This is a genomic window from Plantibacter flavus, assembly GCF_051487245.1.
Classification (GTDB): Bacteria; Actinomycetota; Actinomycetes; order Actinomycetales; family Microbacteriaceae; genus Plantibacter; species Plantibacter flavus_B.
Genome location: NZ_JAHVDH010000001.1, coordinates 335,192 through 346,936, shown reverse-complemented (window position 1 = coordinate 346,936; position 11,745 = coordinate 335,192). Strand labels below are relative to the sequence as shown.

The following is an 11,745-nucleotide window of genomic DNA, read 5'->3' as shown; positions in this document are numbered from 1 at the left end:
CGGGGCCGTAGAATCGTCTGGTGCCTGAACGAACTCCGGACGATGTGAAGATCGGCCCCAACGACATCCTGCGGTTCTTCCTCGAACTCTTCGCCTTCTTCTCCCTGGGCTTCTGGGGTGTCGTCTCCTTCCCCTTCCCGTGGAACGTCGTGGTCGGCATCGCTGCCCCGCTCGCCGCGATCGTGCTGTGGGCACTGTTCCGTTCGCCGCGCGCCGTGTTCCGCATCGACCTCTACGGCCGGACGGTCGTGGAGCTCGTCATCTTCGGCGCCGCCGCCCTCGCGTGGTGGAACCTCGGTCAACCCGTCATCGCCGGCGTCTTCGCGATCATCGCGGTCGTCAGCGGCGTCATCAACGGTCGCAAGGAGATCTGATGCCCAGCCTGCTCGTCCACTCGGCCACCAAGATCGATGTCGACGGGCAGGTCGACGCGTTCTGGTTCCACGCCGTCGACGGCGTGATCACCGCGACCGGCTCAGGTGAGCACTGGCGCTCCGTGGACACCGACGACGACACCGTCGTGCACGACGCGCACGGCTCCCATCTCACTCCGGGCTTCGTCGACCTGCACGTGCACGGTGGAGGCGGAGCGGCCTTCGACGACGGGGTCGACGCCATCCGGCGCGCGCTCGCGGTCCACCGCGCCCATGGCACGACGCGCTCGCTCATCAGCCTCGTCTCGAACCCGGTCGACACCCTCGTCTCGAGTCTCGAGGGCATCGCCGACCTCGTCGCGGAAGACCCGCTCGTCCTCGGTTCGCACCTGGAGGGACCGTTCCTCTCCCCCGCGAAGAAGGGCGCCCACGACCCGGCCGCGCTCATCGATCCGAGCCCAGCCATCGTCGAGCGACTCATCGACGCGAGCCGCGGCACGCTCCGACAGATCACGATCGCGCCTGAGCTGCCGAACGCCCTCGAAGCGATCCAGGTGCTCGTCGAGGCCGGCGTCGTCGTCGCGGTCGGGCACACCGACGCCGACGAGGCGCTCACGAAGACCGCGTTCGACACCGGTGCACGCCTCGTCACCCACGTGTTCAATGCGATGAACGGCATCCACCACCGCGCACCCGGTCCGATCATCGCGTCGTTCGCCGACGAGCGGGTCACCGTGGAGCTCATCCTCGACGGCGAGCACGTGCACCCCGACGTCGCGAAGCTCGTCTTCGAGCAGGCTCCGGGCCGCGTCGCCCTCATCACCGACGCCATGGCCGCGGCGGGGTCCGCCGACGGCCGGTACCTGCTCGGTTCGCTCGAGGTCGACGTCTCCAACGGCCTCGCGACCCTCGTCGAGGGCAACTCGATCGCCGGATCCACGCTCACACTCGACCGCGCGCTGCGGCTCGCCGTCGACAGCGGCGTCCCGGCCGTCGCCGCCGTCCAGGCGTTGACGAGCACACCCGCCAGGGTCCTCGGTCTCGAGCACCGTCTCGGCCGACTGGCGGTGGGCTCCGTCGCCGACGCCGTCCTCCTCGACCACCACTGGAATGTCCTCGCCGTCTGGGCCGATGGAACGGAGCTCCCCCGATGACCACCCTCACCGTGCTCGACAGCCTGCGCGACGCCCTCGGCGAAGCGGTCTCCACCGACGACGCCGTCCTCGCCGAGGCCCGCTCCGACAAGTCCGGCCATGTCTCCGATGCCGCACCCATCGCCGTCGTGTCCGCTCGCAGCATCGAAGACGTGCAGACCGTGATGCGCATCGCCACGGCGAGCGGTACGCCCGTCGTCACCCGCGGCGCCGGTACCGGCCTTGCCGGCGGCGCGCTCGGTGGTGCGGGCGAGATCGTCCTGTCCACGCTCGCGATGACGCGGGTGCTCGAGATCAACGAACCGGACCTCCTCGCGGTCGTCGAACCGGGCATCATCAACGGCGACTTCAACGACCTCCTCCTCGCCCGCGGCCTCTGGTTCGCGCCGGACCCCGCGAGTCGCGCGATCTCCACGGTCGGCGGCAACATCGCCACGGGCGCCGGCGGGCTGCTCTGCGCCAAGTACGGCGTGACCCGCGACGCGGTCCTCGCCCTCAAAGTCGTCCTCGCCGACGGCCGACTCATCAGCGTCGGCCACAGGAGCGTCAAGGGCGTGACCGGGCTCGACCTCACGAGTCTCATGGTCGGTTCCGAGGGTGTGCTCGGCGTCATCGTCGAGGCGACGGTCCGCATCAGACGCATCACCCCGGGCACGGTCGCGACGATCGCCGCCTATTTCCCGAGCGTCATCGACGCCGCCGCTGCGACCGCGGCCGTCACTGCGTCCGGTGTGCAGCCGTCGATCATGGAGCTGCTCGACCCCGTCGCCCTCGTCGCCGTGCACCAGTACCTGCAGCTGCCGACCCCCACCTCCGGCGAATCCCACGTCGTGATCCAGACCGACGGGCCGAACTCCGAAGCGGAGGCGGCCGCGATCGTCGAGGTGCTGCGCGCCGGCGGCGGACGTGCCGAGATGTCGACCGACCATGCCACCGGCGAGCACCTGCTGGCCGTTCGGCGGGCACTGCACCCCTCGCTCGAACAGTTCGGGACGCCGCTCATCGAGGACGTCTCCGTGCCGCGTAGTCAGCTCGCCGCGATGTTCGCGGAGATCGGCGAGATCGAACGGAAGTACGGCATCACGATCCCCACCGTCGCACACGCTGGCGACGGCAACCTGCATCCGAACTTCGTCTACGAGGGTGCCGAGGTTCCGGAACTCATCTGGCAGGCGGCCGACGAGCTCTTCACCGCGGCGCTGCGACTCGGCGGCACGCTCACGGGCGAACACGGCATCGGCCTGCTCAAGAAGCGCTGGTTGGGCGACGAGCTCGGCGCCGACCAGCTCGCGCTACAGCACGGCATCAAGCGACTCTTCGACCCCGAGAACCTCCTGAACCCGGGCAAGGTCTTCTAAGCGGGGCCTTCGACAGGCTCAGGGACCGATGCTCGCCCCGAGACCGATAATCCAGCCGGTGACTCGTGGCGGTCTCCGCGGAACGGCGACAGGCTCAGGGATCGGTCCACCCGATCCCTGAGCCTGTCGAAAGGCGAGGCGTCTACGCGAGGGACGTCTGGCGGGCGACGACCTGCGCGAGGACCGCTGCGGACAGCGGGTGCTCGGGCGCGAGTCCGGTGACGTCCTCGACGAAGGTCTCGGCGCTCAACTCGTGCAACTTCGCCTGGAGCTCGACGCTCTGCTCGTCGGAGCGGGCGTCGAACTCCAGCGCTGCACCGATCGCGGCGACGAGGGCGTCGTGCCCCATCCCCCGCTCGGCGAGCTCTGCAGCAGGACCGATGAACCGTTCTGTGCGGCTGAGCTTCCGGAGCGGCTGCCGCCCGACGCGCTCGACCGTGTCGGGCAGGTGCACGTTGGCGAAGCGTCGCAGGATGGTCTCCCGGTAGGCGCGCTGTGCGTCGGCATCGAGTCCGTGCTTTTCGACGAGCAGTGCGGAGGTCTCCTCGAGCACCGCACGGACCGCCGCCTCGATGGACGGTTCGGCCAACGCCTCCGCGATCGTGCCGATACCGGCCCGCGCGCCGAAGTAGGCGACAGAAGCATGCCCGGTGTTCACCGTGAAGAGCTTCCGTTCGATGTACGGCGCGAGGTCCTCCACGAAGTGCGCACCGGGGATCGACGGCAACGCATCGTTGAAGGCCGGCGTCTCGATCGCCCACTCGAAGAACGTCTCGACGGTGACGTCGATGCCCTGCCCGGCAGGCTGGCCTGGCACGATGCGGTCGACGGCCGTGTTCGCGAACACCGCGCGCTCGGACAGTGATTCCCAGGCGACCTCGCCGACGGCCTGGCGGACCTCTGTGGCGAGCAGATCGGTTGCGTTGATCGCGTTCTCGCAGGCCATCACGGCGAGCGGCGGCGCATCGACCGGACGCGCCGCGATGCCGCGCGCGATGACCGGTGCGACGAAACGCAGGATCGTAGGCCCGACCGCGGTCGTCACGACGTCCGCAGCGGCGATCTCGGCGACGAGCGCCTCCTCCTCGGTCGCGCTGTTGATGGCGCGGAACCCGGTGACCACGGTGTCCTTCGCGCCCTCGCCCACCTCGTGGACGGTATAGCTGTCGGCCGCCGCGATCGCACCGATGAGCTCGGCGTTGACGTCGGCGAAGACGACCTCGTAGCCGCCCTGGTGGAGGAGCAGACCGACGAAGCCGCGTCCGATGTTGCCGGCGCCGAAATGGACCGCCTGCATTACTCGTTGACCTCGCTCAGCAGGGCGAAGAGTTCCTCGGGCGTGCCGGCGGCGAGCAGCTTCGCGACCTCGTCGTCCTCGGAGAAGATGATGGCGATCTTCGAGAGGATCTCCATGTGTCCGCCGTCCTTGCCGGCGATGCCGACGACGAAACGGACCTCCTCGCCGGCCCAGTCGATCGGCGTCTCGTAGCGGGTGAAGGACAGGGCCGAGTCGAGCACGGCCTCCTTCGCGTCATTGGTGCCGTGCGGGATCGCGAGGAAGTTGCCCATGTAGGTGGAGACGGACTGCTCGCGCGCGAGCATCGCCTCGAAGTACTCGTCGGTGACCGCGCCCGCAGCCTCCAGGGCGTCGGCAGCCGTGCGGATGGCCTGCTCCTGCGTCACCGTCCCTGTGACGATGGTGATCCGGTCCTGGGTCAGTACCTGCGACATGTCTTCCTCTGCATTCCTCGTGGAGGGGCCGTGCCCGTGGGGCCTCGACCCGGTGAAGGGTGGTGGGATGGTGCCCCGGCGGCACGCGCCCTTCGCGCGCGCCGCCGGGTGGTGATCCGTTGCTAGTGTGCTCCCTCTTCGCGCAGCAACTCCACAACCTCGTCGTACTTCGGAGAGTTCATGAAGTTGTCGACCGACATGTGCACGGCGCTCGGAGTCTTCTCCTGGGCACGTGTCGTCAGTTCGCGCTGGGTGATCACGAGGTCGATGTCGTCGGAGAGGTTCGCGATCGCCTTGTTGGTGACGGTCACCTCGTCGATGCCGGCCTTCTTGATCTTGTTGCGGAGCACCGAGGCACCCATGGCGCTGGAGCCCATACCGGCGTCGCAGGCGAACACGATCGTCCGGATCGGACCGCGCTCGAGGGTGGCGACGAGGCCCTCCTCGACGACGTCCGCCCCACCGGCCGCGCTCGAGGCGGCGAGGTTGCCGAGCACGCTCGACTTCTTGCCCTTCGCGGCCTCCGTCGCGGCGACGGCTGCCGAGAGGTCACCGGCGTTCTCGTTCTCGAGGTCGCGCTTGCGGCTGGCCCGCAGGATGATCGCGGAGATCGTGAACGACACGGCCGCGGCGACGATCACCGAGAGGATGACGCCGACGTAGCTGTCCGGTGCCGTCTGGATGAGCACGGCGATGATGCTGCCAGGCGAGGCGGGCGCACGCAGGCCCGTGTTGAAGGCGACGTTCGTCGCGACGCCGGCCATACCGCCACCGATCGCGGCGAGGACCAGCATCGGCTTCATGAGCACGTACGGGAAGTAGATCTCGTGGATGCCACCGAAGAACTGGATGATGACGGCGCCCGGAGCGGACGCCTTCGCCAGACCGATGCCGAAGAAGCAGAACGCGAGCAGGATGCCGAGTCCCGGGCCGGGGTTCGCCTCGAGCAGGAACAGGATCGACTTGCCGGTCTCCTCGGACTGCTGCACACCGAGCGGGGTGAGCACACCGTGGTTGATGGCGTTGTTCAGGAAGAGGATCTTGCCGGGCTCGATGAAGATGCTCGCGAGCGGCAGGAGCGAGTTGGCGACGAGCCAGTCGACGATGCCCTCGAGGAAGTTGCTCAGCCCGGTGACGATCGGAGCGATGCCGTAGAAGCCGCCGATGGCGAGCAGGGCACCGAGGATGCCGGCGGAGAAGTTGTTCACCAGCATCTCGAAGCCGGCCTTGATCTTGCCGTCCCAGAGACGGTCGACCTGCTTCATCAACCACGCGGCGAGCGGGCCCATGATCATCGCACCGATGAACATCGGGATCGCGCTGCCGACGATGACACCCATGGTGGCGATCGTGGCGACGACGCCGCCTCGCTCACCGTAGATCATGCGCCCACCGGTGTTCGCGATGAGCAGCGGCAGCAGGTAGGTGATCATCGGGCCGACGAGGCCCACGTACTGCTGGAAGGTCGTGCCGTCGTCGGCCTGTGCGAGTGCGGTCGCCGCGCCCTGCCAGCCGATGACGTCCGCATTGCCGAAGCCGCCCAGCACGCCGTTCGGCAGCCAGCCGGTGGCGATGAAGAAGGCCGTGATGAGGCCCCAGGCGATGAACGCGGCGATGTTCGGCATGACCATGCCGGAGAGGAAGGTGCCGAATCGTTGGACCCCGACCCGTGCACCTCCCGGCTTCTTGGGGACAGACGTCGTTGTCATGATGTTGCCTCTTTCATTTCGGGAGTCGTTGCAGCGGTCGCCGCTGCCTTGGCTTCGGCCGCGCCATCGGCGGCCAGGGCTGCTCGGGCGATGCGCTGGGCATCCTCGAGCGTGTACTGCTGGAGTGATTGACGGACGTCGGCGAGCGCCGACGGTGACATGGACAGGGTGGTGGCGCCGAGGCCGACGAGCACCACGGCGAGCAGGGGGTCCGCCGCCGCTTCGCCGCAGATGCCGACGGGCTTGCCGTGCTTCGCGCCGGCTTCGCCGACGAGCTGGACGAGACGGAGGACCGCCGGGTGCCACGGGTCCTGGAACGCCCCGACGGAGCCGAGCAGGCGGTCGGCCGCCAGGGTGTACTGCGTGAGGTCGTTCGTGCCGATGGAGGCGAATCCCGCGTGCTCGAGGACACGGTCCGCGAGGAGCGCGCTCGACGGGACCTCGACCATGACGCCCGGGGTCTTCAGCCCGTACTCCTTCGCGATCGCCATGAAGTACTTGGTCTCCTCGACGGTCGACACCATCGGCGCCATGACCCAGAGGTCGGCGTCGGCCTGGGCGTCGGCCTGGGCGAGGGCGGTGAGCTGCTCACGCAGGATGTCCTCGCTCGCCCGCAGGGCACGGAGCCCGCGGAGGCCGAGTGCCGGGTTGTCCTCGTGCGCGTCGTTGAGGAACGCGAGCGGCTTGTCGGCGCCGGCGTCGAGCACGCGCACGACGACCTTCTTGCCGGGGAAGGCCTTCAGGAGCTTCTCGTAGTGCCCGCGCTGCTGCTCGACCGTCGGCGCGAGCGGCTGGTCGAGGAACAGGAACTCGGTGCGGAACAGGCCGACGCCCTCAGCACCCAGCTCGACCGCGGCATCGGCGTGTTCGGCCGAGCCGAGGTTCGCGAGCAGCGGGACGGGGGTGCCGTCGGCGAGCGCGCCCGGCACGATCGGTGCGTTCACGAGGGCGAGACGGTCCGCGATGCGCTGCTCGGTCGCGGCGACGAGCTCGGCGGTCGGATCGACGGTGACCGATCCAGCCGCAGCGTCGACGACGAGCGTCGTGCCGTCGGACAGCTCCGTGGCACCGACGACGCCGACGATCGCGACGATGTTCTTCTCGCGGGCGAGGATCGCGGTGTGGGAGGTGGGTCCGCCATCGCTCGTGACGAGTCCCAGCACCATGTCGAGGTCGAGGAGCGCGGTGTCCGCAGGCGCGAGGTCGCGGGCCACGAGGATGAACGGGTGACCTGGCGACGGGACGCCGGGAGCCGGCACACCGAGGAGGTTCGCGATGACCCGCTGGGAGACGTCGTCGAGGTCGGCGGCGCGCTCCCCCAGATACCCGCCCATGGCGGCGAGCTGGTCACGGAACGACGCGAACGCGGCGTAGACCGCCCACTCTGCGGTCTTGCCGTCGGCGAGACGGGTGGCGATCTCCTCGGCGAGCGTGGGGTCCTCGGCCATCATGGCCTGGGCCTCGAGCACCTCCTGGGCCGAACCTCCGGCCTCGGCACCGCGCGCCTCGAGTTCCCGAGCGACCGCGGCGAGCGAGGTGTTCGCGCGCTCGGTCTCGGTCGCGACGTCGAGCGTGCTCGGGTCGTCCGCCGGCGCGGGAAGCGGGTCCGACATGCGTGCGATCGGGCCGAGGGCGATGCCCTGGCCGATGCCGATGCCCTGCAGCGCTGCCATGGTGCTACTGCTCGTCATGGTCGGTCACCAGCAGTTCGGAGAGGGTGTCGAGCGTCGCCTCGACCTCGGAGCCGTCGCCGTCGATGGCGAGCGTGACGTAGTCGCCGTGCTCGACGGCGAGCGCGATGACGCCGAGGATGCTCGCGGCGTTGACCGGCTTGCCGCTGCCCTTGGCGATCGTGACGGCGCTCCCGGACTCCTTGGCAGCCTGCGTGAACAGCTTCGCGGGCCTGGCGTGCAGGCCATGCGAGGAGCCGATGCGGACAGTACGAGTTGCCATGGGGTTACCTCCTGGTTGGTGACTGGATCGAGAGGGCGAGTTCGAGTGCGCGTTCCCCGCCGGAGGCCTCGAAGATATCGGCCGGGAGCACGGCGACGGCGGTGCCGACCGGATCGGCGGCGGCGCGGATGGCTGTCTCGTGCGCTGCGAGGTGCGCGCCGATCAGCAGGACGTCGACACCGTCGAGGGCAACGGGATCCGAGAGGATCTGGGCTTCGGCACCGGCTTCGACCGTCACGGTGAGGCCTCGGTCTGCTGCCGCGCGTCGAACGCGCTGGGCGACGAACGTGCTGGACGCACCCGCGCCACACATCACCAGGATCTTCATCGAACCTTCTCCAGAACTGCCGATTGCCTACCGCAACATCCTTCCGCCCGCCGAGGCCCCGTCGCCACCACAAGGTCTTCCGCCCGGGCGGAAAGCTCGTCGATCAGGCGCGGAACGGCTGCGGAAGGTGGTTGACTCGGTGGAGCGGTTTCACCCGGGCCGCTTCACCGACGCACCGGACGGAGGCACCGTGGCACGCGAGAAGCATGACCGCATGCTCGGCTACCTCGCCGGTCGCGACTCCTGGACCACGGCGAACGAGATCGCCGAGGTGCTCGGCGTCACGCCGCGGAGCGTCCGGAGCTACGTGACCGCGGTGAACACGCGGGCCGCGCCGCACGACGTCGTCGAATCGGGACCCAACGGCTACCGGTTGAACGCCGACGGCTACGCGGTCTACCGACGTCGGGCGGCATCGGCCTTCGAATCGGAGACGCCGCGCGATCGGCTGTATGGTCTCGTCCGGCTCCTCATCAGCACCCCGGCCGGCATCGACGTCTACGAGACCGCCCAGAGCCTGCATGTCAGCGAGTCGACGGTCGAGGGCGACCTCGGCCGGGTCCGCGCCATGCTCGCCGAGACGGCGCTCACCCTGGAGCGTTCCGGGTCGGTCGTGCGCATGGTCGGCGATGAGACCGGTCGACGACGACTCCTCACCCGGATGTTCCGTGACGAGACCGACCGCGGCATCGTCGAGCTCGACGCGTTGCAGCGGGCGTTCGCGCCGAACGACTTCAGTCCGTTCAAAGGCGAACTCCTCGAAGCGCTCACCGCTCGCGACTACTACGTCAACGAGTACGGCATCGCGAACGTGCTCCTGCACATCGCGATCGCGATCGACCGTGTCACGAAGGACCGCCCCGCCGAATCCGGCGAGCACACCCCGCGGACGCCCGAGGTCGAGGCGGTGTCCGAAGACCTGGCACGCCTCGTCGACAAGCACTTCCACGTGGTGCTCGGCGAAGGGGACCTCGTGTACCTCAGCTACCTGCTGGTCACACGCGTCGTGACACCGGGCAGCGGCCAGGCGGCGGAGACGCTCGTCGACGACTACGTGAACGCCGCAGACCTCGCGGCCGTCCGTGAGGCCGTTGCCCGGGCCGGCGAGGAGTACCTCGTCGACCTGTCGGACGAGGACTTCATCGTCCGGCTCACGCTCCACGTCCAGAACCTCATCCGGCGCGCACAGGACCAGTCGTACTCACGCAATCCGCTCACCCGCTCGATCAAGACGTCGTACCCGATGATCTACGAGCTGGCGGTGTTCATCGCGAGCCGGCTGCAGCGGCACGGCTCGATCGTCATCAACGACGACGAGATCGCCTACATCGCGATGCACGTCGGCGCGCAGCTGGAGCAGAAGGCGAGGAAGGCCGCCCTCCTCGGCTGCACCATCGTGTCCGCCGGCTACTACGACATGCACGAGGTGCTGCGCGGGCGTGTCGAGTCGCAGCTCGGCGACGTCCTCGACGTCCGCGCCGTCATCACCCGCACCGACGTCGACTGGGCTGCAATCGACACAGAGCTGGTCCTGACCACGATCGAACCCCCGACCCCCGCCGACGGCATCGTGGTCATCCAGCCGTTCCTCACCGGTGGCGATGTCGAGCGGGTGCGCTCCGCGGTGAGCCGGGTCCGACGTGCCTCACGCCTGTCGGACATCAAGGACGACCTCCTGCAGTACTTCCACCCGGAGCTCTTCATCCGGAACGCGCGGGCGAGCGACGAGGAGTCGATGATCCGATTGCTCGGCGAGCGGATGATCGAGCGCGGGGTCATCGACGAGCAGTACCTCACGGGCGCGATCGAGCGGGAACGCATGTCGTCGACCGCGTTCACCGACACCCTCGCCGTGCCCCACGCGATGTCGATGACGGCGCATTCGACCGCCATCGCGATCGCGGTGAACGAGACGCCGATGGAGTGGGGCGGGGCGCGGGTGAGCGTGATCGCGCTCGTCGCGTTCAGCGAATCGGGTCGCGCAGCGTTCCAGACCGTGTTCGACCAGTTCGTCGAGGTGTTCTCCGAGCGGTCCAGCGTCGCCCGAATCATCCGTCGCTCCGACGACTTCGCCGGGTTCATCGACGAGCTCGTCCACGTCATCGACGACTAATTGCACTGACCGGGGACGTTCGTCAATCTTGAGCATGGTGGATCGTTGCCGCAGGCCGTGTGCGGTCGGTGTTGGTTGTCGTGGTGGAGCCAGGCCAGGAGCGCATCACGGCGTTCCGTTTCCGATTGGTAGCAGCGGGCATAGGCCCAGCCGTCGGCCAGAGTTCGGTGGAAGCGTTCCACTTTCCCATTCGTCTGTGGCCGGTACGGACGTGTCCACTTGGGTCGGATCGCCAGTGCCTCGCACGTGTCTCGCCACAGGTGGCTGCGGTAAGCCGCGCCGTTGTCTGACAGCACTCGCTCGATTGTGACGCCGCGTTGGGCGAACCAGGCGGCGGCGCGACGTCAGACGCCAACGGCAGTGACAGCCGTTTCGTCGTCGTGGACCTCCGTGAATGCGACCCGGGAGTGGTCATCTATGGCTGTGTGCACGAACGCGTAGCCCCTTTTTGGGTTGTGCCACCTGTTCTTCGATGTGTCTGGTGTGGCTGAGCGGTTCCGGTCACCTTGACGGCGTCCGACGTAACGCCATCCGCCACCGTCTGGAATGTTCCCCAGCTTCTTCACGTCCACGTGGACCAGAGATCCCGGGTGTGGGTGCTCGTAGCGGCGGACCGGCTCGCCGGTAGCGCGGTCGAGTTGAGTCAGGCGGTTGAGTCGCGCAGCCGCGAGAATCCGGTGAGCGGTCGAGGGCGCAATTTCAAGTCGTGCGCCAAGTTGGACTGGTCCCTCGCGGAGCCGTATCCGCAGGCTTACGCATCGCTTGGCCACAGGCAGCGGCGTCTTGTTCGGCGAGTGCTTTGGGCGGGAGGAGCGGTCTTCCATTGACTCGTCGGCGAGATAGCGGTCTACCCAACGTTTGACGGTCGGCCATGAGACGTGGAATCGAGCTGCTACCTCACTGATCGGCCAGTTCTGATCGACGACGAGGCGAGCGACTTGAGTCGGTTGCGAGGCGTCAGAGCGGCATTCGGGTGCGACATGGGATCTTTCTTTGGTTCGGTCGGGCACTGTCACGTGCATCCT

The 11,745-nt window shown here is 68.3% G+C and carries 10 protein-coding genes and 1 pseudogene; 4 read left to right on the top strand and 7 right to left on the bottom strand.

Annotated features, from left to right (window positions below; genetic code table 11):
* Positions 1 to 20: 20 nt before the first annotated feature.
* From KXS11_RS01580 to KXS11_RS01570, 3 genes are read left to right on the top strand one after another with little or no spacing between them, the layout of a single operon-like run.
* Positions 21 to 374 carry a YrdB family protein gene (locus KXS11_RS01580; protein WP_437383692.1) on the top strand — a complete coding sequence of 118 codons (354 nt, stop codon included), beginning with the start codon at positions 21 to 23 and terminating at the stop codon, positions 372 to 374.
* Positions 374 to 1,528 (top strand): N-acetylglucosamine-6-phosphate deacetylase, encoded by a 1,155-nt coding sequence (gene nagA, locus KXS11_RS01575; RefSeq protein ID WP_437383691.1) that lies wholly within the window; start codon positions 374 to 376, stop codon positions 1,526 to 1,528. Before KXS11_RS01580 ends, nagA begins: the two co-directional genes overlap by 1 nt.
* On the top strand, positions 1,525 to 2,886 hold the full coding sequence (locus KXS11_RS01570) for an FAD-binding oxidoreductase (protein ID WP_437383690.1): 1,362 nt from the start codon (positions 1,525 to 1,527) through the stop codon (positions 2,884 to 2,886). Before nagA ends, KXS11_RS01570 begins: the two co-directional genes overlap by 4 nt.
* A 142-nt stretch (positions 2,887 to 3,028) precedes the next feature.
* On the opposite strand, the gene KXS11_RS01565 is transcribed toward KXS11_RS01570, so the two are convergent.
* The 6 genes from KXS11_RS01565 to KXS11_RS01540 all read right to left on the bottom strand — a co-directional run bounded on the left by KXS11_RS01565 (position 3,029) and on the right by KXS11_RS01540 (position 8,607).
* Positions 3,029 to 4,183, bottom strand: coding sequence for a mannitol-1-phosphate 5-dehydrogenase (locus tag KXS11_RS01565; protein WP_437383689.1), 1,155 nt, complete (start codon positions 4,181 to 4,183; stop codon positions 3,029 to 3,031).
* Complete coding sequence (locus KXS11_RS01560) at positions 4,183 to 4,617, bottom strand: PTS sugar transporter subunit IIA (protein WP_437383688.1); 435 nt, start codon at positions 4,615 to 4,617, stop codon at positions 4,183 to 4,185. The genes KXS11_RS01565 and KXS11_RS01560 overlap by 1 nt, the downstream gene beginning before the upstream one ends.
* A 122-nt stretch (positions 4,618 to 4,739) precedes the next feature.
* Positions 4,740 to 6,326: a PTS mannitol transporter subunit IICB gene (locus KXS11_RS01555; protein ID WP_437383687.1), complete on the bottom strand. Its 1,587-nt coding sequence runs from the start codon at positions 6,324 to 6,326 to the stop codon at positions 4,740 to 4,742.
* The gene (gene ptsP / locus KXS11_RS01550; protein ID WP_437384126.1) at positions 6,323 to 7,999 is read right to left on the bottom strand and encodes a phosphoenolpyruvate--protein phosphotransferase; all 1,677 of its coding nucleotides are present in this window, start codon (positions 7,997 to 7,999) and stop codon (positions 6,323 to 6,325) included. The genes KXS11_RS01555 and ptsP overlap by 4 nt, the downstream gene beginning before the upstream one ends.
* 4 nt (positions 8,000 to 8,003) lie before the next feature.
* Entirely contained in the window at positions 8,004 to 8,279 is a 276-nt protein-coding gene (locus KXS11_RS01545) for an HPr family phosphocarrier protein (RefSeq protein ID WP_437383686.1), read from the bottom strand.
* 4 nt (positions 8,280 to 8,283) lie between these two features.
* Positions 8,284 to 8,607, bottom strand: coding sequence for a PTS sugar transporter subunit IIB (locus KXS11_RS01540; protein ID WP_437383685.1), 324 nt, complete (start codon positions 8,605 to 8,607; stop codon positions 8,284 to 8,286).
* A 190-nt stretch (positions 8,608 to 8,797) separates the two neighbouring features.
* Between KXS11_RS01540 and KXS11_RS01535 the strand changes: the two genes are divergently transcribed.
* Complete coding sequence (locus KXS11_RS01535) at positions 8,798 to 10,720, top strand: BglG family transcription antiterminator (RefSeq protein WP_437383684.1); 1,923 nt, start codon at positions 8,798 to 8,800, stop codon at positions 10,718 to 10,720.
* Here the strand turns inward: KXS11_RS01535 and KXS11_RS01530 are convergent.
* A pseudogene (locus tag KXS11_RS01530) lies at positions 10,717 to 11,702 on the bottom strand (IS481 family transposase). The gene KXS11_RS01535 and the pseudogene KXS11_RS01530 sit on opposite strands and share 4 nt — an antisense overlap.
* Positions 11,703 to 11,745: the final 43 nt, after the last annotated feature.